20 protein-coding genes are annotated in these 22,095 nt (G+C 64.2%); 8 read left to right on the plus strand and 12 right to left on the minus strand.

Going from position 1 to position 22,095, the window contains the following annotated elements:
• The first annotated feature begins 151 nt into the window (after window positions 1-151).
• Window positions 152-1,591: a short-chain fatty acid transporter gene (locus OU419_RS13585; protein WP_254474370.1), complete on the plus strand. Its 1,440-nt coding sequence runs from the start codon at window positions 152-154 to the stop codon at window positions 1,589-1,591.
• 82 nt (window positions 1,592-1,673) lie between these two features.
• Here the strand turns inward: OU419_RS13585 and OU419_RS13590 are convergent, their stop codons facing one another.
• Window positions 1,674-2,171 carry a BRO-N domain-containing protein gene (locus OU419_RS13590; protein ID WP_254474368.1) on the minus strand — a complete coding sequence of 166 codons (498 nt, stop codon included), beginning with the start codon at window positions 2,169-2,171 and terminating at the stop codon, window positions 1,674-1,676.
• 681 nt (window positions 2,172-2,852) lie between these two features.
• On the opposite strand from OU419_RS13590, the gene OU419_RS13595 reads away from it, so the two are divergent.
• Entirely contained in the window at window positions 2,853-4,481 is a 1,629-nt protein-coding gene (locus OU419_RS13595) for a mechanosensitive ion channel family protein (RefSeq protein WP_254474365.1), read from the plus strand.
• An 18-nt stretch (window positions 4,482-4,499) separates the two neighbouring features.
• Here OU419_RS13595 and OU419_RS13600 read toward each other — a convergent pair whose 3' ends face one another.
• From OU419_RS13600 to tssI, 5 genes are read right to left on the minus strand one after another with little or no spacing between them, the layout of a single operon-like run.
• Window positions 4,500-6,713, minus strand: coding sequence for a lipase family protein (locus tag OU419_RS13600; protein WP_408004941.1), 2,214 nt, complete (start codon window positions 6,711-6,713; stop codon window positions 4,500-4,502).
• A 10-nt stretch (window positions 6,714-6,723) separates the two neighbouring features.
• The gene (locus OU419_RS13605; RefSeq protein WP_254474361.1) at window positions 6,724-8,052 is read right to left on the minus strand and encodes a hypothetical protein; all 1,329 of its coding nucleotides are present in this window, start codon (window positions 8,050-8,052) and stop codon (window positions 6,724-6,726) included.
• Entirely contained in the window at window positions 8,039-8,842 is an 804-nt protein-coding gene (locus OU419_RS13610; protein WP_254474360.1) for a hypothetical protein, read from the minus strand. Before OU419_RS13610 ends, OU419_RS13605 begins: the two co-directional genes overlap by 14 nt.
• Window positions 8,839-9,684 (minus strand): DUF4123 domain-containing protein, encoded by an 846-nt coding sequence (locus OU419_RS13615; protein WP_254474358.1) that lies wholly within the window; start codon window positions 9,682-9,684, stop codon window positions 8,839-8,841. The genes OU419_RS13610 and OU419_RS13615 overlap by 4 nt, the downstream gene beginning before the upstream one ends.
• On the minus strand, window positions 9,681-11,735 hold the full coding sequence (gene tssI / locus OU419_RS13620) for a type VI secretion system tip protein TssI/VgrG (RefSeq protein ID WP_254474356.1): 2,055 nt from the start codon (window positions 11,733-11,735) through the stop codon (window positions 9,681-9,683). The genes OU419_RS13615 and tssI overlap by 4 nt, the downstream gene beginning before the upstream one ends.
• 307 nt (window positions 11,736-12,042) lie before the next feature.
• Between tssI and OU419_RS13625 the strand changes: the two genes are divergently transcribed.
• Window positions 12,043-12,831 carry an SDR family NAD(P)-dependent oxidoreductase gene (locus OU419_RS13625; RefSeq protein WP_254474354.1) on the plus strand — a complete coding sequence of 263 codons (789 nt, stop codon included), beginning with the start codon at window positions 12,043-12,045 and terminating at the stop codon, window positions 12,829-12,831.
• Between the two features lie 9 nt (window positions 12,832-12,840).
• Here the strand turns inward: OU419_RS13625 and OU419_RS13630 are convergent, their stop codons facing one another.
• Together OU419_RS13630 and pdxR are read right to left on the minus strand one after the other, a co-directional pair.
• Window positions 12,841-13,131 carry a putative quinol monooxygenase gene (locus tag OU419_RS13630; protein WP_254474352.1) on the minus strand — a complete coding sequence of 97 codons (291 nt, stop codon included), beginning with the start codon at window positions 13,129-13,131 and terminating at the stop codon, window positions 12,841-12,843.
• Window positions 13,132-13,302: 171 nt separating this feature from the next.
• Entirely contained in the window at window positions 13,303-14,736 is a 1,434-nt protein-coding gene (gene pdxR / locus OU419_RS13635) for a MocR-like pyridoxine biosynthesis transcription factor PdxR (protein WP_254474350.1), read from the minus strand.
• Window positions 14,737-14,890: 154 nt separating this feature from the next.
• Here pdxR and OU419_RS13640 point away from each other — a divergent pair, with 154 nt between their 5' ends.
• On the plus strand, window positions 14,891-15,331 hold the full coding sequence (locus tag OU419_RS13640) for a carboxymuconolactone decarboxylase family protein (protein ID WP_254474326.1): 441 nt from the start codon (window positions 14,891-14,893) through the stop codon (window positions 15,329-15,331).
• Here OU419_RS13640 and OU419_RS13645 read toward each other — a convergent pair.
• Window positions 15,317-16,486: a YbfB/YjiJ family MFS transporter gene (locus tag OU419_RS13645; RefSeq protein ID WP_254474314.1), complete on the minus strand. Its 1,170-nt coding sequence runs from the start codon at window positions 16,484-16,486 to the stop codon at window positions 15,317-15,319. The two genes, OU419_RS13640 and OU419_RS13645, sit on opposite strands and share 15 nt — an antisense overlap.
• Window positions 16,483-17,355, minus strand: a complete 873-nt coding sequence (locus tag OU419_RS13650; protein WP_254474313.1) for a LysR substrate-binding domain-containing protein — start codon at window positions 17,353-17,355, stop codon at window positions 16,483-16,485. The genes OU419_RS13645 and OU419_RS13650 overlap by 4 nt, the downstream gene beginning before the upstream one ends.
• Before the next feature lie 97 nt (window positions 17,356-17,452).
• Here OU419_RS13650 and OU419_RS13655 point away from each other — a divergent pair, with 97 nt between their 5' ends.
• On the plus strand, window positions 17,453-18,505 hold the full coding sequence (locus OU419_RS13655; protein WP_254474311.1) for an NAD(P)H-dependent flavin oxidoreductase: 1,053 nt from the start codon (window positions 17,453-17,455) through the stop codon (window positions 18,503-18,505).
• Window position 18,506: 1 nt separating this feature from the next.
• Here OU419_RS13655 and OU419_RS13660 read toward each other — a convergent pair whose 3' ends face one another.
• Window positions 18,507-19,400 carry a DMT family transporter gene (locus OU419_RS13660; RefSeq protein WP_254474309.1) on the minus strand — a complete coding sequence of 298 codons (894 nt, stop codon included), beginning with the start codon at window positions 19,398-19,400 and terminating at the stop codon, window positions 18,507-18,509.
• Between the two features lie 94 nt (window positions 19,401-19,494).
• On the opposite strand from OU419_RS13660, the gene OU419_RS13665 reads away from it, so the two are divergent.
• Complete coding sequence (locus tag OU419_RS13665; RefSeq protein ID WP_254474307.1) at window positions 19,495-20,292, plus strand: AraC family transcriptional regulator; 798 nt, start codon at window positions 19,495-19,497, stop codon at window positions 20,290-20,292.
• Window positions 20,293-20,294: 2 nt separating this feature from the next.
• Here OU419_RS13665 and OU419_RS13670 read toward each other — a convergent pair whose 3' ends face one another.
• Window positions 20,295-20,831, minus strand: coding sequence for an RNA polymerase factor sigma-70 (locus tag OU419_RS13670; protein WP_254474305.1), 537 nt, complete (start codon window positions 20,829-20,831; stop codon window positions 20,295-20,297).
• A 318-nt stretch (window positions 20,832-21,149) separates the two neighbouring features.
• Between OU419_RS13670 and OU419_RS13675 the strand changes: the two genes are divergently transcribed.
• Together OU419_RS13675 and OU419_RS13680 are read left to right on the plus strand one after the other, a co-directional pair.
• Entirely contained in the window at window positions 21,150-21,368 is a 219-nt protein-coding gene (locus tag OU419_RS13675) for an MbtH family protein (RefSeq protein ID WP_254474303.1), read from the plus strand.
• A 3-nt stretch (window positions 21,369-21,371) separates the two neighbouring features.
• Entirely contained in the window at window positions 21,372-22,094 is a 723-nt protein-coding gene (locus tag OU419_RS13680; RefSeq protein ID WP_254474301.1) for a thioesterase II family protein, read from the plus strand.
• The last annotated feature ends 1 nt before the right edge of the window (window position 22,095 follow it).

Below are 22,095 nucleotides of genomic sequence, written 5' to 3' on the forward strand. Positions count from 1 at the left end.
CCGACAGGCGGCATCAGCGCTGAACCCGCCCGGCGACGTTCTTCCCGGAAGCGCCTGGGCACTTGCGTCACCGCCCGGCCCACAGTAGGCCGGGCGGCTTCTCATTGCACAATGAGCGATTACAAGAACAACGAGGTAGAGGTAGACCACTATGAATTCCCACGTGCAATCCAACCGCACGGCCTTGCAGGACAGTCGCTCCGCGCGCTTCGCGATGGCCTGCTCCAACTGGGCCGAGCGCTGGTTCCCTGACTCCTGGGTATTCGCTGCCCTCGCTGTCTTCATCGTCACCGTCGCTGCCCTGGCAATGGGTGCGCCGGCTACCTCTGCTGCCAAAGCCTTTGGCGACGGCTTCTGGAGCCTGATTCCCTTCACCATGCAGATGGCCTTTGTGGTCATCGGCGGCTATGTGGTGGCCAGTTCCGGCCCCGCCTCGCGCCTCATCGACCTGTTCGCCCGCGTGCCGAAGAACGGCCGCCAGGCGGTGGCCTGGGTCGCGTTGATCTCCATGCTCGCGTCGCTGCTCAACTGGGGCCTGTCGCTGGTCTTCGGCGGCCTGCTGGTGCGTGCGCTGGCGCGCCGCGAAGAGCTGAACATGGACTACCGCGCGGCCGGCGCCGCCGCCTACCTCGGCCTGGGCGCCGTGTGGGCGCTGGGCCTGTCGTCGTCCGCCGCGCAGTTGCAGGCCAACCCGGCCAGCCTGCCGCCGTCGATCCTGGCGATCACCGGGGTGATCCCGTTCACCGAGACCATCTTCCTCTGGCAATCCGGAGTGATGCTGCTGGCCCTGGTGCTGGTGTCGCTGGCCATCGCCTACATGACTGCACCGGGCTCCGGCAGCGCCCGTGACGCCAAGGCATGCGGCGTCGACGTCAGCTTCACTGCGCCGAGCGCGCCGAAGGCGACCCGCCCGGGCGAGTGGCTGGAGCACAGCCCGCTGCTGATCCTGCTGCTGGTGGCGCTGGCTGCCGGCTGGCTGGTCAACGAATTCAGCACCAAGCCAGCGATCACCGCCATCTCCGGGCTCAACACCTACAACCTGCTGTTCATCATGGCCGGCGCGCTGTTGCACTGGCGCCCGCGCAGCTTCCTCGACGCCGTGGCCCGCGCCGTGCCGACCACCACCGGGGTGCTGATCCAGTTCCCGCTGTACGGCTCCATCGCGGCGATCCTCACCACCGTGAATGGTTCCGACGGTTCGACCCTGGCGCACCACATCTCCACCTTCTTCGTGCAGATCGCTTCCCACGACACCTATGCGCTGCTGATGGGTGTGTACTCCGCCGTGCTGGGCTTCTTCATTCCCTCCGGCGGCGGCAAGTGGATCATCGAGGCGCCCTATGTGATGCAGGTGGCCAACGACCTGCAATACCACCTGGGCTGGGCGGTGCAGATCTACAACGCCGCCGAGGCGCTGCCGAACCTGATCAACCCGTTCTACATGCTGCCGCTGCTGGGCGTGCTGGGCCTGAAGGCGCGAGATTTGATCGGGTTCTCATTCGTGCAATTGCTGGTGCATATCCCGCTGGTGCTATTGCTCCTGTGGGCACTGGGCACCACGCTGCAGTACCTGCCGCCGGTCCAGCCGTAGCCACGCACTCGGCCCCTCAGGCAGCAAGCCCGGATGTCGAAAGACATCCGGGCTTTTTTTACCCCGCTGCCATCGCCAGGCTTCAGCGCACGCCGATTCCCGAGAGCAGGCGCTTTACCGGGTTGCTGCGGCTGGCGTAGGTCCAGCGCGGCAGTTCATCGATGTCCAGCCAGAGCTTGTTCTGCCATTCCAGCACATTGATGCGCCGGGCTTCCCAGCGCAGTTGCGTGCGCCTGGGCGATTCGCTGCGGCTGTCGAACTCGCTGCGCAGGGCGGGGACGACGGTTCGGCTGATCCACTGGCGCAGGGCGCGCTGTTCGGGGTGAGGGAAATACACCAGCAGGGCATAGATCGCACATTCGCTGATCAGCTCCACGGGGATTTCGTTGCCGGACTGCGCACGGATGAATGACTCGCGCCATTGGTCTTCGTCCAGCCTGCGGCGGAAGCGTTGTTCGTTGTACTGGCCCATGAGGCGGGCGAAGTCGGAGGTGACGAACCAGGCCTGATCGTCGATCAGCGTGGCGCGTAGGGGGCGGTTGTTACGGATGAAGACGGAAGGGAAGAAACCATCGTCCATGGTGAAGCTCCTTGTGAATGGATTAGAGCTGTCACCCATGTCGCCAAACATAGGGTGGCAGACCGCGCAGGGTTGGCGAACCGGCACAAGGACCCGGCAGACCCGAGGGTCTCCCCACGCGGCCGGCCATAGAGGGCTTGATGCAGCACTAGAGAGTGCAGCTTCCAGCCACAGGCGTATCGATGCTGGTCAGCACCAATAGCCTTTACAGCGCGTGAACCGCGCCTTGTGAATCGAGTCGCCAAACCCGAGTCGCGGGATTGACCGCGACCGGCGCACTCTAGCGAGGCATCGCTCGTTGGGCAACCCGAGAGAGCGATCGGAGGAATGCTCTTTCTGGTGGCGGTGTGTGGATTTGTTCATGCGTCGCTTCGGGGTTGGTTGGAGGATTTGCGAGTCCCTTCTGCCAAACGTCGTATAGCCGTCCTCGCCGAAGGAACCAAAAGGTCTTGTCCTGGCACCCAGGGCTTCACGTTGCTCATACTGCACTTGCTCCGGCATTGCTCCGAGGGTCGGCTTGCAAGGGCTATCCGTGCTCCTCGAACCTCTCGCGGCATCCATTCCTCGCGCCCCTTGCGACCCGGCAAATTCCGCCGCGGCTACTACGCTTGAGCGTCAGGAGGGGCCAAGCCTCAGTGAATAGAGGCAGGCCCGTTGCGCAACAATGGGGAGAGATCGCCAATGCGTCGACTCAAGTACTGGATGCTGCTGGTGTTGACGCTGCTCGCCTGGCCCCAGCCCGGTTTCTGCGAAGCGGCGGGGGGCGAAGCCGCCGATGTCCAGGACGTACGACCCGCCGAGCTGAAAATCGAGAACCGCAGCATCATTGTTTTTCGCAGCACCCTGCTCGGCGAAACGCCGGTGGTCCGCGCACACCGGGCCACGGCTTCCATCGAGGAAGCGCTGCAGAGCGGCGCAGATCCGAAGGTCAGCATCGACCCGATCCAGAACAGCTACCTGGTGCTGCTGGGCTATAGCCGCGCCTTCATCGTCTCGCCGCAGGATGTCGACCCGCCGGGCTCGTCCGTGCGTGCCGCGGCGGAGCAGGCGGCAGGCAATCTGCGCCTGGCGGTGGAGGAGAACCGGCAGGCACGCAGCCTGCGCTTCCTGCTCACTGCGCTGGGTTACTCAGCGCTGGCTACGGTCATCTATGTCCTGCTGCTGCGCGGCACTGCATGGGTCAGAAGCCGGTTGTTCAGCCGTCTTCCCGGGCTGATGAGCCAGCACCGACACTGGCTGAAGCTTGGGCAGACACCATTGTTCGACATCCAGTACCTCTACTACCTGTTCGGCCGGCTGCTGTGGCTGATCTACTGGCTGGTGGTGTTCCTGATCAGCTACCAGTGGCTGAGCTTCGTACTCTCGCAATTCCCCTATACCCGACCCTGGGGCGAGAGCCTCAACGTTCACCTGCTGGACCTGGTGCGCTACCTGCTGAACGGCATTCTCGATGCGATGCCGGGGCTGGCGGTGGCCCTGGGTATCCTGCTGATCGCGCGGGCGGTGAGCGGCTTCGCCCGCCATCTCCTGCAACGCCTGGCGCGCCCCGGCACCCTGCGCTGGCTGACCGAGGAAACCCTGCAGCCGACCACCCGGCTGACCTCCCTGGCGGTGTGGCTGTTCGCCCTGGTGATGGCCTATCCCTACCTGCCGGGCTCGGGGACCGAAGCCTTCAAGGGCCTGTCGGTGCTGATCGGCCTGATGATCTCCCTGGGCGCCTCCAGCGTGGTCGGACAGGCTGCCGCCGGGTTGATCCTCACCTACTCGCGGACGCTGCGCGCCGGCGAGTTCGTGCGGGTGGGCGAGCATGAGGGCACGGTGACTGAGGTGGGCATGTTCAACACCACCATCCGCACCGGCCTGGGCGAGGTGCTGACCCTGCCCAACTCGATGATCACCGGCTCGGTGACCAAGAACTACTCGCGCATCGTGCAGGGCAAGGGCTATGTGGTCGATACCGTGGTCACCATCGGCTATGACACTCCCTGGCGTCAGGTCGAAGCGATGCTGATCGAGGCGGCGCGGCGCACCGAAGGTATCCTGGAGGCGCCAGCGCCGCAGGTCTTCCAGACGGCGCTATCGGACTTCTACCCCGAGTACCGCCTGGTGGCCCAGGCCATCCCCAGCGAGCCCAGGCCGCGAGCGGTGCTGCTGAGTATGCTGCACGCCAATATCCAGGATGTGTTCAACGAGTACGGCGTGCAGATCATGTCGCCGCACTACCTGGGCGACCCGAGCCAGCCCAAATGGGTGCCGAAGGATCAGTGGCACGCCGCCCCGGCGCGCCCCGAGGGGGGCAGCCGCGGGTAGCCGAAGGTGGGCAGGGCATCAGAAGATGCTGTCCAGATCCAGAGGCCGTCGGCCCAGCCCCTGGATTGAAGCAAGAACGTCCGTGTAGTCCCGTGGTGCCATCGCCAGTTGCTCGGCCGCCGTGTTCTGTGCGTGTGCCAGCCAGCGTTCGAGCCCTTCGGCGAGTGTGTCGCCGTCCGCCATGCTGCCGTAGACATCCGTGGCGTCAGGGTGTCGATACTGCAGGGTGCCCAGACGTTCCCGCGAAGCCTTGAGATTGATGATCTCCCGGGTAAGCGCACCTTCAGCCGCGACATATTCCCGATCGTCACCAAAGCGCCAGAAGTTTTCCCGGCTGCTTTGCCGCTGCGCTGCCAGGCGCTGCTGCAGGTGCTCCAGCTCCAGGTCCACCATCTCTACCTCCCGCGCCGTTACCAGGGGGCGGCCATTGTCCAGCGCTTCCTTCCAGCGTCGCAGGGTGGCCCAGCAGTGGGGGATGTAGCCGGCGGACATCCGATGGTTGTTGATCTGGAAGAGTTGCAGCAGGAGAGCGGCGCGATCAGGCAGATCGCCATTGGTGTACTTGGCCAGAACACGGGTGCAGCCGGCTTCTTCCAGCGATTCGCAACCTGGCCGCCAGAGAATCGCCGACTCTTCCCCGCGGCCCAGCCTGATCGGCATGAAGTGCTGCAACTCGCCCTGGTGCTCGTAATCTTCGCCTCCGCCGATACGCGTCAGGCCCAAGGCAAAGGCCAGTACGCCCAGTACCGGATTGGCACCTCCGATGATCGCCACCAGCCCGGGCAGCCAGAGCGCCTTCTTCGTGCTCATCCAAGGGGCCGGTACGCTCGGAATCGGGTCGTTATTATTGACGATGCGGTGATGGACAAGGGCCTGCGCGCCCTTGACGAAGTTCCTGTCGCCAGCGCGAGGGGCTCCATAGGTGTAGAGCAGGATGTCGTAAGCGCCTTGGTGGGTGTCCCGGCGCAGCGCCTCTGCAAGAATCTGCGCGATGGCACCGCCAAGGCTGTGGCCGCAGATGATGATCTTCTGGCCAACATAGAACTTGTCCAGATAGCCGAGAATGAACCCCTTGAGTGCTTGATAGGCCCCGTAGAAGCCGCTGTGCAACATGCCTTCCCCTTCCTCGAAGCGCACCTGGGCTGCATTCAGGTCGCGGCGGAGGTCGCTCAGGCTGGCGGTGCCACGCACGGAAATCAGAATGGTCTGCTCGTGGTGGGTGACGAAAGCCTGGGTATCGGTCCCTTGCGGCGCCCTGGTGTCGTCGAAGTAATGCAGGGTATTGGGGTGTTCCTGCTTGTCGCCCAGTGCCGGGTCGTTGGCAGGGTAGAGCGTGGGGTCGAACGGCAGTATCTCGAAGCGCCGGGAATAGGGTACGTCCTCGTACAGCGGAACGTAGTGCTGCTTCTGCCCGGAGTCGATGCGCCACGCCTCGTAGCCATTGCCGGCCTGCTCGGCGAAGAAGTTGCCGACCGTTTGGGCAAGGGGAAAGCTCACCTGGTCCCTGGGGTGCTGTTCCGGTACCTGGCCCAACGGGTCGTAGGACATGCTGGCCATGAGTGCCAACTGGTACAGGTTAAGCGCACAGAAGCGGTTGTCGGTGGACAACATCGGGCGCAGGGCCCGCAACGGCCGTACCTCCAGCACATGGTGGCGGTTGGGCAGCAGGCCCACGCCGAACAGCGGCAACTCGTCCGGCGAATGCTGGCTGGCGGCCAGGGCGATGGGGATGCCGCGGTTGGGCGCAAAGGGCGCTGGTACGCGTGGCGGAAGGTGCGCGCCATGTTCCACCAGGTCCCGCACCTCCACCTGGATGAAATTGTCGCCGGCGTTGACGGCGGGGTTGTGTGCGGTGCGCTGGGCGTTGGGGTTGATAAAGCGGGTTTGCTCGGCGCGGACTTGGAGTTCGGTGATGGGGAGGGGGTAGTGTTTGCGGTCCGTTAATTTTTCATAAAGCGTGTCTACGCCGCCTTGGTACGGAACAGAAAGTGACAAACAAACTGGGCCTTTGAAACAATTTTCTACTTTGCCATTTCCGTCGGCATCAAGCTTACCCTTGTATCGCTGGTTCTCTGCATCAAGCAACTCATATTCCAAGTTTGAGTAAGGTTTTCCATCGCCAAACTCATTCACTAATTGAAAACTTACCCATCCTCCGCGTATTGGACACGCCAGGACTTTTCGGCTGAATGAAGGGTGGTCTTTTTCTTCTAGTGGCCTGTATATGCTCATGATGAATTCCTTATTCGGTGCAATTTGGGTAAACAGTACAAGTGCGACCGTCTACGCCTGTGTAATCAGTGAAGGTCGGCGATGATTGGCAACGAATGGTCTCTTTTGTTTCTTGGCACGGTTTCCAGCCTTTTGAGGTTTTTAACCAGGATCGGCTGTAATATGGTTCGTCATTGCTCGACATCTCGATCACCAGCCGCACTGTTTTCCCAACTACCTGCTCACGCTGTACCGCACCGCCGGGCATGTGTTTGAGCCATTGGCCGTGCTCGTCCACGGCACGGCAGTCGAGAATCTTGATCAACTGGCGTTTTGCGCCGGATGTTCGAAACAGCCAGCGGCATTGGCCGTTGAGGACGCGTACCCCGTCACTGGGTATACCGGGATAGTTGGCGGGCAGTTGCTCGAGAAGCCCGAGTGACGCATAGACATAGCTGGAGCCGGTGAAGTTTGGATGATAGGGACGCCATTGCCCCATCAATTTGATGCCTACGCCGTCGAGTGTCAGCGGGCAGCCACCGACCCGTTTGCCAAGCGGGATTCTGAAACTGGCGCGGCGCGGTTCGGGGATGATGTCCGGTGATTCCTGGGGATAGACCGTAGGTCCCTTCGTAGCGCGAAAGAGTGCGCATTCCGGCCCCTCGGCTGGCTCGTATCGCGCCTCGGCAGTAGCCGCGAAATTGGCGGGCAGGTCGGTCTCCAGCGTGAAATCTTTGCTGGCGCAGCCGCCAAGGGTGAGCAGGGTCAGCAGACCTAGCATGCGGCGGTTGGGCAGCAGGCCCACGCCGAACAGCGGCAACTCGTCCGGCGAATGCTGGCTGGCGGCCAGGGCAATGGGGATGCCGCGGTTGGGCGCAAAGGGCGCTGGTACGCGTGGCGGAAGGTGCGCGCCATGTTCCACCAGGTCCCGCACCTCCACCTGGATGAAATTGTCGCCGGCGTTGACGGCGGGGTTGTGTGCGGTGCGCTGGGCGTTGGGGTTGATAAAGCGGGTTTGCTCGGCGCGGACTTGGAGTTCGGTGATGGGGAGGGGGTAGTGGGGACGTGTCATCAGCCAGCGATAAGCCGAGTCAGTGCCGATGTAGGCCGCCGGGAGCGAAAGGATAATCGGGCCCTTGAAACAATTGTCGACCTTCCCCCTGCCTTCGGCGTCGAGTATGCCGGAATATATCTGTGACTCTTGGTCCACTACTTTAAACGACAAGCCCGCAAAAATTTTGCCGTCGCCAGATTCATCAACTAATTGAAAGGAGACCCGATTACCACGACGAGGGCACGCGAGAATCTTGTTGCTGAGAAAAGGGGTGTCTTCAGATTTCAGAGGCTTATAACTTGTCATGCGAAGCTCCTTGCTCAGTGCAATTGGGATAAATGGTGCAAGTCCGGCCATCAGGGGCTGTATATGTCGAGAAGTCGGATGTGTTCCCAAAACAGAATCCATATGGGTCCGCCAGTCCCTTGCCTAAGCAACGTTTCCAGCCCGAGGGAAATCTGATCCAGTTGTCACCCACGGCGGGTAGCTCATCGGGTGACATCTCGATCACTAGCCGCACTGTTTTCCCAACTACCTGCTCACGCTGTACCGCACCGCCGGGCATGTGTTTGAGCCATTGGCCGTGCTCGTCCACGGCACGGCAGTCGAGAATCTTGATCAACTGGCGTTTTGCGCCGGATGTTCGAAACAGCCAGCGGCATTGGCCATCGAACTGCTTAACGCCGGAGGTCGGCATGCCTGTTATTTGTTCCGGCAGTTGGTCAAGAACCGACAGCCCCCCAGCGCCTGTTCCGTCCTGCTGAACCCAATATCCTCCCTGGCGCAGATATCCCCATCTGCCACGCACGACGAAGGAGACGCTCATCAATGCCAGTGGGCAGCCACTGACACGCTGGCTGACAGGAATCTGAAAACTGAGGTGCTGAGGTCTGTCGGTGAAGTCTGATGACTTATGGGGGTACTCAGTAGGGCCTCGTGTGGCACGAAATAGCGCGCATTCGGTGCCTGGGGCAGGTTCGTAGCGCGCAAGCGCGGTGATTTTGAAATTGGCGGGCAGGTCGGTCTCCAGCGTGAAATCTTTGCTGGCGCAGCCGCCAAGGGCGAGCAGCAGTAACAGTTGCGTCGCCTGTTTCATAAGTCGCTTCCCTGCGGCCGGAAGCGCGCTTCGCCCAGCGCTCGCTGGAAGTGACTGGTGGGTGTTTCGCCAGGCTGCGGATGCCAGCGCTCCGGAAAGCGGTGATGGCCGTCGTAGAGAGTCTGGATGAGCAGCAGATGCAGTGCTTCTGGTTCTTTCCACTGCCACTGCGTGGCTTGGTGGATGATGCTGTCGAGCCATTCCAGCGGGGGCTGCTTTGATGCCAGCCCGGTATAGGCCTCAGGATGTTCGGCAAGCAGGTAGCGGTGAAGGTTTTCGCGCAGGATGGAGTTTGCTTGCGGGTGGTCTTCCGGGAGTGAAAGCCAGGCGGGGGCGGCGGGTACGGGCAGGTTGCCGGGGGCGGGATTTCGCGTGGCGCGCCACCCGGAGGCCCAATAGCAGACGGCATGCATTGGCCCGAGGTAAGCGGGAAGGTCTTGTTCTGCGAGGTGGTGAAGGGCGCGGCCGAGCACGCGGTTGTCGTGGAAGCGGTAGAGCAATTGGCGCGGCGGTTCACCGATCAGCAGGCGCTCGCGCCAGTGCCGGGCGATGGCTGCGATTTGCCCGGACGGTGCGCTGGCCAACCAACCCCAGTCTTGCCGAGGGGCGTCGTGCAAGGGTGTCAGCAGGTCCAGTGCTGCTTCGTCCAATTCGAATAGCCAGGGGCCGGCCTGCTGCAGTTCGGCCAGCGGTGTACCGGCGTAGATGGCTTGCGCTCCCGGCAATTGCGTCATCTGATTGAGGGCTTTCAGGGTGTCGGGCTGGCACTGCGCATCGAGGATCAGGTACAGCGAATCGCCCCGCCGGCGTTGCTCATGCATCCACTGCTGAATGACGTTCATGCTGCACCTCCGAGTTCGCACTGGCCTTCGCGACAGGCCTCGCAAATCGGGCAGAAGTCACTTTGCAGGCGGCGAGACGCAGCCATCAGGCCGAGTTGGGTAACGCTGATCGCTGCGGGTGGCTCTGGTGGTTGCGGTGGCGCGACAAGTTCGCCGGGCGGCAGGGGGGTTGCGGGCAGGCCGGGAAGTGGGGCGCCGCCCAGCACGATCGAGGTGCTGCTGAAAATGCCCCCTGGCCCGATGAGGATGTGGTGCCCGCCGGCATGCAGGCTGATGCTGGAGCCTGCGTCGATCACCAGTTGCGCACCAGCTTTCAGGTGGATCTGCTGGCCTGCCGCGACGGTAATTACGCCATTGGTGCGGGTGTGCTGATCGCCGCTGACCCACAGATGGTCGTTGGAGCAGAGGTGAACCTTGCGGTCGCCCTGGATGATGCGGTGCTCTTCGGCGTTCAACTGGCTGAGGCTGTTGCCTTCCACGATCTCGCGTCGTTGGTTGCCGATGTGCAGCAGGCTATCGTTCTTGATGTCCTGGCGCAGGTCGCGTTCGGCATGCAGGTAGATCTGCTCCTGGCCTGCACGATCCTCGATGTGCAGTTCGTTGTAGCCAGTGCTACCCGGGCTGCTGTGGCTGCGGAATACGCTGCGTGTTCGATTGGCTGGGAGTTCGTACGGTGGTTTGTGCCGGGAGTCTGGTATGCAGGCTGTGATGACGGGGTTGTCCGGGTTGCCTTCATAGAAGCTGACCAGCACCTCCATCCCCACGCGCGGGATGGTGACGGCACCGTAGCGGTCGCCGGCCCAACTGGAGGCCACGCGAATCCAGCAACTGCTGCGGGCACCCAGGTCGCCTTCGCGGCTCCAGGGGAATACGACTTTTACCCGGCCGAACTCATCGCAGCAGATCTCATCGTTCGAGTCGCCGGTTACGTGCGCGCTCTGGCTCACCAGCACGCGAGGCCGTGGATGCTTCATCGGCGGTCGGAATGGGACCGCCCAGGGGGTTACGGTGAATTGATTGCTGTAGCTCTGGCTGTCGTTGTCGCCGGTTGCATCGGCGAGTTCTTCGAGGGCCTGGCTCTGCACGATGGTATGGCTGACGGAGGTGATGAGCCACAGGTCGTTCAAGGCAGACCGGGGATGGTCGCGCAGGGTCAGGAAATAGCCGCTGCGCAGCAGAGGTTGGTCGCTGTCTCCTGTGGCCTGATCGCGCTGCAAACGATGCAGGTCGAGGCGTCGCTGGCTGAGCCGCTTACCAGTTGCGCGGTTATCGAAGTGCCCAGGGAAATCATAGTCTTCGAGGCTGGGCGCAAGATCGGTGGTCGCCTCTGCCTCCAGGGTCAGGCTGGACTGGAGAAAGTTGTAATCGCGTCGGGCAACGTTTGAGCTGGCGATGGTGGCAATCGGGCTGAAGCGCTTGATGACGGGCTCGTCGGATACCAGGCCATTGCCTTGATGGAAGGAGACCGGAGCGGGCAACAGAGGGAAGGCTGTCTGGTCATCGCCAAAAACCAGCACGTGATTTTCCGTGGTGTGCTGGAAGTGGTAGTGAATGCCAACCTCCTCACAAATTCTTTGCAAGAAATTGAGGTCGCTCTCGGCGTATTGCACGCAGTACTCGCGCTCGGGGTAATCGACGGCAAGTTCTGAAAAGCGATAGTCGCCCTGAAGGATGCCGTGCGACTCAAGCAGCGTCGCTATGATGTCGGGAATACGCAGGTGCTGGAATACGCGGGAATTTCGCCGATGGGCAAGGAGCTGTAGTCGTGGAACCAGGCTCAGCCTGTAGTGGCTCAGTCGTACGCCTGGTTCGGCGAATTCCGCGCGGTAGATGACGCCGTGAATGCCCTGGTCGGTTCCGGGTAGCTTCAGGTAGGCCGTTTTGCCTAGCAGTCGGTTCAGGTCTATGTCGGCTCGTTCGCTGACGCACTCGATATCAAATCGATAGGGCTGGCTGATGGCTTCCTCGCCAGTTGCTCGCCAGACCAGCAACTCCTGGGAAAAGTCATCGATACGCAGTGTGACGCGAGAGGTGATGTCGTTGGCGAACATTCACAGGGCCTTCTGTTGGAGGTCCGCTGTGCCGCAATGGCTGGCGGAGAAGGCCTGGATGTTGGGGTTTCATACAAGAGGGGCGCAGTCGGTCAATTCCGGGAATACCTGAGGAAAGATCGCTATCTGTTGGGACTGCCGAGCAGGTTTATCCGGTGTGCAATTGGTTGCCGGTGTCCACTGTGTCTCTGCGCGGACGCCCTGTATCGATTGGCCTGCTTTACGCCGAACGGGCGCCTATCCTGAATCCTTTGCCCACTCTTCGGCTGCACGCCGAAGCCATCATCCTCAACGTTGGAGGCATGTGATGAACCTGCACCTGAGAGACAAACTGGCCCTTGTCAGCGGCTCGACCAAAGGCATCGGCTTCGCCATCGCCCAGGGCCTCGCCCGCGAAGGCGCAGATGTGATCATCAATGGCCGCAGCCAGGCGTCGGTCGATGAGGCGCTGGGCCGGCTGCGTGCCGCGCAGGCCGATGCCAGGGTGGAGGGGTTCGCCGGTGATCTTGCCGACCCGGTGCAGATTGCCGCGCTGGTCGCGCGTCATCCGGTGGTGGATGTGCTGGTGAACAACCTCGGTATCTTCGATCCGAAGCCGTTCGAGGAGATTCCGGATGAGGACTGGGTACGTTTTCTCGACGTCAACCTGTTGTCGGGAGTGCGCCTGTCCCGGGCCTACCTGCCGGGCATGAAGCGCAAGAACTGGGGGCGCGTGGTGTTCATCAGCAGCGAGAGCGGCGTGCAGATTCCGCTGGAGATGATTCACTACGGTGTGACCAAGACTGCCCAGCTCGGGCTGTCCCGCGGGCTGGCGGAAAGCTGCGCCGGCACCGGGGTGACGGTAAACGCAGTGCTGCCGGGGCCGACAGCCTCGGAAGGCGTGGGCGACTTCGTGGAGAAGCTTTCCGGTGGGCAGCCGTTCGAGGAGTTCGAGGCGGAATTCTTCCGCAGCGCTCGGCCCAGCTCGCTGATCAAGCGTTTCGCCCGTCCCGAGGAAGTGGCCAACCTGGTGGTCTACGTCTGTTCCGAGGCGTCATCGGCCACCAATGGCGCGGCGTTGCGCGTGGACGGCGGCGTGGTGCGCTCGATCGTCTAGGGCTGGCGCTCAGTCGGCGCTGAGGCTTTCGAACTCCAGCCCCAGCGCCAGGCTGCCGCAGCCGAGGTGGCCGAGCCATTGCTGCGCCTCCGGGCCGGACAGATGGGCGTCCAGCTCACTCTGGCTGATCCAGTGGCTCTGCATCTGCCAGTGATCGACAGCCAGTGGCCACAGTTCGCAGGACTGGCAGCCGGGCTGGCGCCGGAGTTGGTCGCGCAGGGCGCCCAGATGCTGTTCCAGCATGGCGGCCCGGCCTGGAGCCGCGCGGACGCGAACGATGGCAATGGCGGGCGAAGACATGGCGAAGCTCCCTGGGCTGGCGGACACGGTGTCATTGGGCGCCGACGCTGGGTTTGGGTAAACGCCGGAAACGGCTTTCAAACGATATGATCGATGCTGCAAGCCTGGGTGCCTGCGGCGGCTGCCTGAACCGCCAGCTCCGCGCAAAAGTGCCTGGCCAATCGCCGCTGCTCAGCCCAGTTGCTGCAGCAGGTTGCGTACCTTGTCCAGTGCCGGGTCGATGTCGAGGGTATCGATGGCGCCAAAACCCAGCACCAGGCCCTCGCGGGGTGGAACCTGGTCGTAGAACGGGGCGAGCCCGTAGAGGCCGACGTCCAGCTTGCGTGCCAGTTCAATCAGCAGCGGCACGCTGACGTCCTTGTGCAGCAGGGCGGTGAGGTGGAAGCCGGCAACCGACGGCACGGCCTCCAGCCACGGCGCCAGATCGCCGGCCAGGCGCGCGAGGATGCGCTCGCGGCGGCCAGCGTAGATGCCGTGGCAGCGGCGGATGTGCTTGAGCAGGTAGCCCTCGGCCATGAACTTGGCCAGCGCCCATTGCGGCAGGGTGGAACTATGCCAGTCGCTGAGCTGGCGGGCGCGGATGACCGCCGGGAACAGTGGTGGCGGCAGGATCAGGTAGCCCAGGCGCAGCTCCGGCAGCAATACCTTTGAGAAGGTGCCGATATAGGCGACCACGCCGTGGCGGTCGAGGCTTTGCAGCGAGTCGCTGGGGCGGCCCTCGTAGCGGAATTCGCTGTCGTAGTCGTCTTCGATCACCAGCGCTCCAAGTTCCACCGCGCGCGCCAGCAAGGCTTCACGGCGTGCGGGGCTCATCGGCATGCCGAGCGGGAACTGGTGCGATGGCGTGGTGTAGATCATCCGCGTGCCGTCGGGAATCCGGTCGACGCAAATTCCCTCGGCATCCACCGGGACGCTCGCCACGTCGGCACCGAGCATGCGGAACAGCAGGCGTGCCGGAGGGTAGCCGGGGTCTTCCATCGCCACTTTGTCGCCGGGCCGCAGCATCACCCGGGCCAGCAGGTCGAGGGCCTGTTGCGCGCCGTTGCAGACCATCACGTCGTCCAGTCGGCAGTTCACCCCGCGGGCATAGGCGATGTGCTGGGCGATACCATCGCGCAGTTGGGTGAGCCCCTCGGGGCGGCTGTAGTGCCCGCGCGGCGTGTTCATCTGGCGCATGGCGTGATTCACGCAGCGGCGCCATTCCTCCTGGGGAAATTGCAATCGGGTAGTGGCGCCGCCGATGAAATCGGCTCGCGCTGTGCCTTCTGCGCCAGGATGGCTGAGACGTGTGTTCAGGCCAGCCCAGTGGTCGATATTGTCCTGGCTGGCGAAGCGGAAGGTCTCCTGGCTGCGTTCGTGACGTGGTGCGCGGGCGTTGACGAAGGTACCGCTGCCGACCTTGCCGACCAGCACGCCTTCATAGGTAAGCTGTGCGTAGGTATCGGAAATGGTTTTGCGCGAAATGCCCAGTTGCTCTGCCAGGAGGCGGCTGGGAGGCAGCCGGGTGCCCGAAGCGAGACGGCCGGAGTCGATGGCTTCGCGCAACTGGCGATAGAGTTGCCCGGCCAGGTCCTTCTGGCCGTGGATGATCAGGTGAAGCTCCAAGAACGGACTCCCGGCGGGCATGCAGAACATCAAGAGTAGCGCCGGGGTGGAAGGCTGGTGAAGTTGAGCGGCGGGATTTCCCGCAATTGGCCACCGGCAGCATGCCCGGCGCGGCGCACAATGAGTGGGCCATTCATTTATCCCGGAGCCGGCCATGGAGCCTCGCCTGGACTACTACACCGCCTCGCCAGAGGCCCTGAAGGCTGTACTGACCCTGGAAGCCGCGATCTTCGAACTGTCCGTCGAGCGGCCTCTGCTGGAGCTGGTCCGCCTGCGGGTTTCGCAGGTCAACAATTGCGCGTTCTGCGCCGACATGCACGCGATGGAGGCCCGCCGTGCGGGTGAAACGGAGCGGCGCCTGTTCGCCGTCAGCGTGTGGCGCGAGTCGCCATTCTTCACCGCGCGCGAACGGGCTGCGCTGGAGTGGTGCGAGGCGGTGACACTGCTGTCGGAGTCCAGGGTGCCCGAAGCGGTGTTCCTGCATGCCCGTGAGCAGTTCAGCGAGCGCGAACTGGTGGACCTGACGGTGGCCATCGGCGCGATCAACTGCTGGAACCGGCTGGCCGTTTCATTCCGCCAGTTACCGCCGCCCTGATGTGTCTCCGGCGAGGCTGGCGTTGCGGCGCAGCGGCAGGCAGCACAGCGCGCCGACCAGCAGCGCGCCGGCGGCGGTGCCCAGGGCCGGCACGAAGCTGCCGGTCAGTCCGCGCAGGGCGCTGGCGGCCAGTGGGCCGACGATCTGCCCGATACCATACAGCGCCGTCATCGCCGCCAGCATGTTGAAGCGCACCTGCCCGGCCACCGCGCGTGCTGCGGGCATGGCGATGGTCACGGTGCCCATGAAGCTGCCGCCGACCAGCACGGCGCTGCCCAGGTAGAGCAGGGCGGACTGGCCGAGCGCCGGCAGCATCACACCGATGGCTTGTACCAGCAGGTTCAACGCCAGCGCCATACGGCTTCCCAGCCGCAGGTGCAGCCGGTGCCAGAGGAAGCACGAAGGCACCGCGCCCAGACCGAAGACGGCCCAGACCTGCAACGGGTCGACGGCGGCGAGCCCGGACCTCATCAGCAGCGGCAGGTAGGTAGCGGTGATGATGTAGCCGAAGCCCGCCAGGCCGTAGATCAGCAGAATTGCACCGGCCGGGATGGGCGCGTCATGCGGTGCGGCGGCTGCCGACTGCGCCTGCTGTGGCGTGGGCGCCTGTCGCAGAGCCGGCCCTGCGAGCAGTGCGAGCACCAGCCCGGCCAACGCCAGGGCACACCAGATCGATGCGCTGCCCAGGCCAAAGGCGTTGCCCGCGGCGATCAGCTCCGCCGAGAGCAGGATGCCCAGCCCGACACCGGAGAACATCAGCGGCGCGCCGTGGCTCTCGCCCATCGTCTGCAGCAGCCATTGGGCGGCCCCAACCAGGGTCATGGCGCTGAAAATACCGGCGAGCAGACGCACGCAAATGGCGAACCAGACCGGTGCGGGAATCGCCATCGCCGCGAGGGCCGCTACGGTACCGGCCAGGGCCAGAATGCAGATGCGCGCGGCGTGGCGTTCGTGGCTGCGTGCCAGCAGCAGCGCGCCGAGCAGATAGCCGGCGTAGTTGGCCGACGCCGCCAGCGAGCCACCAGTGACGCTGAGCAGGCCGTCGCGCACCATCAATGGGTACAGGCCGGTAAAGGCGAAACGTCCAAAGCCCATGCCCACGGCGAGGATCAAGGCCGCCGAGAGTGCGGCGGGCAGGCGTCGCGCGCTGCTCATGGGCGTGCCGCCAGGATCTCGCGCCAGCGCCGGAACGCGCCGGTCGCGTAGCCCTCGCGCCAGATCAGCAGCGTATCCACTTCCAGCATCGGGACGACCTGCAGGCCGGGCATATCGCGCTGCAGCTCCAGCACCGAGCGCGGCAGCACACCGATGCAGGAACCGGCGTTCACGCAGGCCAGGATGCCGTGGTACGAACCGACTTCCTGCACCGCCAACGGCGCGCCGGCCAGCCAGCGTTCCGCCAGCAGGCGATAGGTGCAGCCACGGGCGAACCCGGCGAGAGTACGAATGCGCACGTCTTCCGGGCGCGCCACCGGCGGATGATTGGCGGGCAGCACCAGCAACAACTCTTCGCGGAACACCGGCTCGGCGCACAGGCCGCGTTCCAGTGTCGCTTCGAAGCCGGGCTCGGCCCGCAGGATATCGGGATGGGCGATCAGGGCACAGTCGAGCTGGCGATCGAGCACCTCACCCAGGAGCTTCTGGCTGTGACCGGTACTGACGCGCAACTCCACCTCGGGAAAGTCGCGATGAAAGCGCGCCAGCGGAATGGGCAGGCGACTGGCGGCGGTGCTTTCCATGCTGCCCAGGCGCAGTGGCCCGCTGGCAGTGTCGGGGTGCAGCGACTGGCGCGCTTCGGCGGCCAGCGCCAGCAGTCGCTCGGCGTAAGCCAGGAAGTCACGGCCCTGGTCGGTGAGCGTCATGCGCTTGCCGTCGCGCAGGAACAGCGGCGCGCCGAGGTCGTCTTCGAGCTGGCGGATGCGCGTGGTGACATTCGACTGCACGCGTTGCAGGCGGGCGGCTGCGCGGGTGACGCTCTGCTCCTCGGCGACGCAGCGGAAGATTTCCAGACTGGAGAGATCCATTTGTATCTCTATAAGAGAATGTATTGCGAAGAATATTCTCTGTATGAGATCGTAAGTCAAGCGGCGATCTGCCGTGCCCGACGACGAGGACCCTTCAATGCGCATCACGGAACTGCTAGGCATCCAGCACCCCATCATCCAGGCTCCGATGGTCGGCGTGTCCACGCCGGCGCTGGCGGCGGCGGTGTCCAATGCCGGCGGGCTGGGCTCCATCGGCCTGGGCGCGAGCAACCCGGAGCAGGCTCGCTGCCTGTTCGAACAGACGCGCGCGCTGACCGACAAACCGCTCAATCTCAACCTGTTCTGCCATCGCCCGGCGGTCGCCGATACGGCCCGTGAGGCTGCCTGGCTGGAGCATCTGCGGCCGTTGTTCGAGGAGTTCGGTGCGCAGCCGCCCGAGCGGATCGGCGAGATCTACCGTAGCTTCCTGGCCGATCCGCAGATGCTGGAGTTTCTTCTCGATGCGCAGCCTGCAGTGGTCAGTTTCCATTTCGGCCTGCCGCCCCAGGCGTGGATCGAGCGCCTGAAGGCCGCCGGCATTCGCCTGTTGGCTACCGCGACCTGCCTGGATGAAGGCCGTGCCATCGAGGCGGCGGGGATCGATGCAATCGTTGCCCAGGGCTATGAAGCCGGCGGCCATCGTGGCGTGTTCGACCCGGAGAAGGACGCGCGCATCGGCACCTTTGCGTTGGTCCGCACGTTGGTCAAGGGCACCGGCGTGCCGGTGATCGCTGCCGGCGGCATCATGGACGGGCAGGGGATGCGCGCGGTCTTCGAGCTGGGCGCGCAGGCCGTGCAGATGGGCACGGCCTTCATCTCGGCGAACGAATCCTCCGCCAATGCCGCCTTCAAGGCAGCACTGCGCGGCGAGCGGGGGGAGCGCACCGAAGTGACCGCGGCGATCTCCGGACGGGCGGCGCGGGGGCTTGTGAATCGCCTGTTCACCGCTGTGGGCTGTGCAGGCGCACCGTCACTGCCGGACTACCCGATCGCCTACGATGCGGCCAAGGCGCTGACTGCCGCTGCAGCGGCCAGGGGCAACGCGGATTTCGCCGTGCAATGGGCCGGGCAGGGCGCGCCTCTTTCACGGGAGATGCCGGCGGCAGAACTGGTGGCGACCCTGATGCGGGAACTGCGCGCCGGCGCCTGAGTCAGCGCGCGCCGATGGCGGCGGCGGGTTTCTCCCGTGGCCGCCACAGCTCGGCGAGCAGCACGCCGGCCAGTGTCAGAGCACCGCCGATCAGGTGGTAGCTGGTCAGGCGTTCGTCCAGCACTACGGCGGCGATGGCGGCGGTCAGCACCGGCAGCAGGTTGAAGAACAGCGCCATGCGGCTCGGCCCCATGCGCGCCACGCCCTGCATCCAGGCCAGCGCACCGACGATGGACGCCAGCAGAGCGGCATACAGCACCAGCGGCAGGTTGGTGGAGGTCAGGCCGTGATGCGGCGAGGCGATGTACAGCGGCGCCAGCGCGATGATCGCCACAAGCACCTGAAGGTAAAGCATCAAAAGCGGCGGCAGCGGCAGGTTCCACTTCTTCAGCAGTACGCCGTAGACACCGTAGGCGAGGGTGGCGACGATCATCATGCCGTCGCCCAGGTTCATCCCGTGGCTGAGCAGTTGCCGCGGGTTGCCCTGGGTGATCACCAGCAGCACGCCACCCAGCGAGACCAGCGCGCCGAGCACGGCGGCGAGGTTCATGCGGTGGTTGAGCATCAGCGCGGCGAGCGCCAGGGACATCAGTGGCATCAGCGAAAGGATGATGCCCATGTTGGTTGCCGAGGTGAGCGCGGCGGCGTAGTACGCCAGGCATTGGTAGACGGCCATGCCGAGCAGGCCGAGGGTGACGATCTTCCCCAGGTTGGCGCGGATCGTCGGCCAGTGGGCGAGGGTGGCACGCAGCAGGAAGGGTGTCAGCAGCAGGCCTGCCAGCAGCCAGCGGAAGAAGCCGATCTCCGCTGGGGCGATCTGCCCCACGGCCAGCTTGTTGACGACGGTGTTGCCGGACCAGATGGCCACGGCCAGCAAGGGGAACAGGTAATTCATGGTGGAGCGCTTCCGGGGATAACGGCGCTCATTGTCGGCTTGTCTGTACCTCGACGTATAATGAATTTCGGACAATCCACCCCGGCATTCGGACATGACCCGCCCGTTACCTCTCCCGCTTCCCGACACCGACCGGCTGCCCGGCGACCTGTACTTCCGCTACGACGAGTTCGACGCCGGCACCCATTCGCCCAGCCATCGCCACGCCTGGGGCCAGTTGAACTATGCGTCTCATGGTGTGATGGAACTGGAGGTGGACGGTCAGCGCTTCCTTTCGCCACCGCAGTACGCGGTCTGGGTGCCGCCGGGGCTGCAACACAGTTGCTACAACCGCCAGGCCATCGTCTACCGCTCGCTGTATGTGTCCGCCGAGCTTTCCCGCAAGTTGCCGGCGACGCCCTGTACGCTGGCTATCAGCGACATTCTCAAGGCGATCCTCTCCGACTTCGCCGCACGTCGGGTCAATCTCCCGCGCAGCGATGCCGACCGCCGCCTGGCCGGCGTCGTGATCGACCAGTTGCAGGCTGCCCAGCCCCACGACGATTACCTGCCTTATGCCAGCAGCCCGGCGCTGGCCGAAGTGCTGGCTGCGCTGCAGGCCGAACCGGGCGACAGTCGCACCCTGGCACAGTGGGCCGAGCGTGTCCACAGCACCGAGCGCACGTTGGCGCGCTGCTGTCAGCGGGAGCTGGGAATGTCGTTCGGTGAATGGCGCCAGCGCCTGCGCTTTCTTGCGGCGATAGAGGCACTGGCGTCGGGGGAGGGTGTGCAGCAGATCGCCTTCAATCTGGGCTATAGCAGTCCGTCGGCGTTCATCTCGATGTTCCGCCGGCTGTCCGGCACGACCCCTGAGCAGTACCGGTTGACCTTCCGTGCGCTGACGGAAGGCTGAAATCAGCCGCGGTTGCCATCCAGGCTCTTCAGGGTTTTACGGCAGTGCACCAGCGCGTCGCGCACCATGAAGTTCACCAGGGTCGGAGAAACCCCCAGCTCCTCGGCGATTTCCTTCTGCGTACAGCCGTGCAGGCGATACATCTCGAAGGCATAGCGGGTGCGTTCGGGCAGGGACTGCAGGGCGCTGGAGATGGCTTCCAGAGTCTGGCGGTCTTCGTGCTCGGCTTCCGGCGACGCCGAGGGCGTCGGGATGTACATGCCTTCCTCCTCGCTGCCGGCGTAGCGCTTCTCCAGCGCCTGGCGCCGGTAGAGGTCGATGGCGAGATTGCGCACCACGCGCATCAGGTAGCCGCTCTGTGACTGGATGCCGGGCGTGAGCACCGAGCCATTGAGCTTCAGATAGGCATCGTGCACCACGTCTTCGGCATGGCTGCGGCAGCCGAGGATGCGTGCGGCCGCATTGATGAAGGTCTGCCGGTGGGTGGCGAACAGCTCGTGCAGAGCGGGCCGCGACTCGGCGGGCATTGGCTTGGACATGCAAGGTTTCCTATGCGGCGGAGGGGGCGTCCACATGGGGTGAGGCGGCCAATCTAGTTCAAATGATAATTATTATCAATTTATTCGAGAGACTCCGACTATCGCTCTGCGACAGGGTTCCCAGGCGGCATGAAGAAAATTCATGCGTATCGCGGGGCGCCGCCGGCCAGACGGATTCATCTCCAGGCATTTTATGAGAATTAATCACATACGAGAACACTAACTATTTCTCGATCTCCCTCGTCTTCATGGCAGAGCAGGCAAAACCTGGGCGATGGCCCGGTGCCGCCTTTCCATGCAGCGACAGGAGAACGTGCGATGGCATTCGATCGCGAAGATGCGGTGTACAAGGTTCTGGTCAACGGCGAGGAGCAATACTCGCTGTGGCCCGATTACAAGGAAGTCCCCGCCGGCTGGCGCGAAGCCGGTCAGCGCGGCAGCAAGGCGGAGTGCCTGGCCTTCGTGGAGCGTCACTGGACCGACATGCGCCCGCTGAGCCTGCGACAGAAGATGGACGGCCCGGTGGCGGGGCGCTGAGCCATGCTGCGGCTGTTCTGCCTGCCGTATTCCGGCGCCAGTGCGATGGTCTATGCGCGCTGGAAACGTCAATTGCCCGGCTGGATCGATATCTGCCCGCTGGAATTGCCTGGCCGTGGCCGGCGCTTTGGCGAAGCCCTGCAGACCGACCTGCACGCGCTGGCCGATCAACTGGCCGGGGAGATCGAAGAGCGTCTGGACCAGCCCTACGCACTGTTCGGCCATAGCCTCGGCGCTCTGCTGATCTTCGAGCTGGCCCACGCATTGCGCCGTCGCGGCCTGCCCGCGCCGCAGATGCTGTTCGCCTCCGCCGCCCCCGCGCCGTCGCGCCGCGAAAGCCACCTGGAGCTGGCGCGGGAACAGACCGACGCGCAACTCATGGAGCGCATGCGGCGCCTGGGCGGTACGCCGGAAGCAGTGTTCGCCGATAGCGAAATGCTGCGGCTGATCCTGCCGGTGCTGCGCGCCGATTTCCTGCTCTGCGGACGCTACCGCTACTACCGCCGCGCCCAGCTCGGCTGCCCGATCCACGTCTTCGGCGGCAAGCGCGATCGGTTGTCGGTGGAATCGCTGTCGGCCTGGCAGGACGAAACCCGCGCCGGCTTCTCTCTGGAGATGCTCGACGGCGACCACTTCTTCATCAACAGCGGCGAAGCGCGCCTGCTTGAACTTCTGCTCGGGCGCCTGCGGCAGCCGGGCCTTGCGCCTAGCCTGGCGCTGGCCTGAA

The sequence above is a fragment of the Pseudomonas triclosanedens genome (assembly GCF_026686735.1).
Lineage (GTDB): Bacteria > Pseudomonadota > Gammaproteobacteria > Pseudomonadales > Pseudomonadaceae > Pseudomonas > Pseudomonas triclosanedens.

Excerpts from the sequence above, each read along its gene's own strand:
- OU419_RS13665 (WP_254474307.1), top strand. The coding sequence starts at position 19,495 with ATGACCCGCCCGTTACCTCTCCCGCTTCCCGACACCGACCGGCTGCCC.
- OU419_RS13650 (WP_254474313.1), bottom strand. The coding sequence starts at position 17,355 with ATGGATCTCTCCAGTCTGGAAATCTTCCGCTGCGTCGCCGAGGAGCAG.
- OU419_RS13595 (WP_254474365.1), top strand. The coding sequence starts at position 2,853 with ATGCGTCGACTCAAGTACTGGATGCTGCTGGTGTTGACGCTGCTCGCC.
- OU419_RS13605 (WP_254474361.1), bottom strand. The coding sequence starts at position 8,052 with ATGACAAGTTATAAGCCTCTGAAATCTGAAGACACCCCTTTTCTCAGC.
- OU419_RS13585 (WP_254474370.1), top strand. The coding sequence starts at position 152 with ATGAATTCCCACGTGCAATCCAACCGCACGGCCTTGCAGGACAGTCGC.
- tssI (WP_254474356.1), bottom strand. The coding sequence starts at position 11,735 with ATGTTCGCCAACGACATCACCTCTCGCGTCACACTGCGTATCGATGAC.
- OU419_RS13600 (WP_408004941.1), bottom strand. The coding sequence starts at position 6,713 with ATGAGCATATACAGGCCACTAGAAGAAAAAGACCACCCTTCATTCAGC.
- OU419_RS13630 (WP_254474352.1), bottom strand. The coding sequence starts at position 13,131 with ATGTCTTCGCCCGCCATTGCCATCGTTCGCGTCCGCGCGGCTCCAGGC.
- OU419_RS13640 (WP_254474326.1), top strand. The coding sequence starts at position 14,891 with ATGGAGCCTCGCCTGGACTACTACACCGCCTCGCCAGAGGCCCTGAAG.
- OU419_RS13610 (WP_254474360.1), bottom strand. The coding sequence starts at position 8,842 with ATGAAACAGGCGACGCAACTGTTACTGCTGCTCGCCCTTGGCGGCTGC.
- OU419_RS13680 (WP_254474301.1), top strand. The coding sequence starts at position 21,372 with ATGCTGCGGCTGTTCTGCCTGCCGTATTCCGGCGCCAGTGCGATGGTC.
- OU419_RS13590 (WP_254474368.1), bottom strand. The coding sequence starts at position 2,171 with ATGGACGATGGTTTCTTCCCTTCCGTCTTCATCCGTAACAACCGCCCC.
- OU419_RS13655 (WP_254474311.1), top strand. The coding sequence starts at position 17,453 with ATGCGCATCACGGAACTGCTAGGCATCCAGCACCCCATCATCCAGGCT.
- OU419_RS13645 (WP_254474314.1), bottom strand. The coding sequence starts at position 16,486 with ATGAGCAGCGCGCGACGCCTGCCCGCCGCACTCTCGGCGGCCTTGATC.
- OU419_RS13675 (WP_254474303.1), top strand. The coding sequence starts at position 21,150 with ATGGCATTCGATCGCGAAGATGCGGTGTACAAGGTTCTGGTCAACGGC.
- OU419_RS13670 (WP_254474305.1), bottom strand. The coding sequence starts at position 20,831 with ATGTCCAAGCCAATGCCCGCCGAGTCGCGGCCCGCTCTGCACGAGCTG.
- OU419_RS13625 (WP_254474354.1), top strand. The coding sequence starts at position 12,043 with ATGAACCTGCACCTGAGAGACAAACTGGCCCTTGTCAGCGGCTCGACC.
- OU419_RS13615 (WP_254474358.1), bottom strand. The coding sequence starts at position 9,684 with ATGAACGTCATTCAGCAGTGGATGCATGAGCAACGCCGGCGGGGCGAT.
- OU419_RS13660 (WP_254474309.1), bottom strand. The coding sequence starts at position 19,400 with ATGAATTACCTGTTCCCCTTGCTGGCCGTGGCCATCTGGTCCGGCAAC.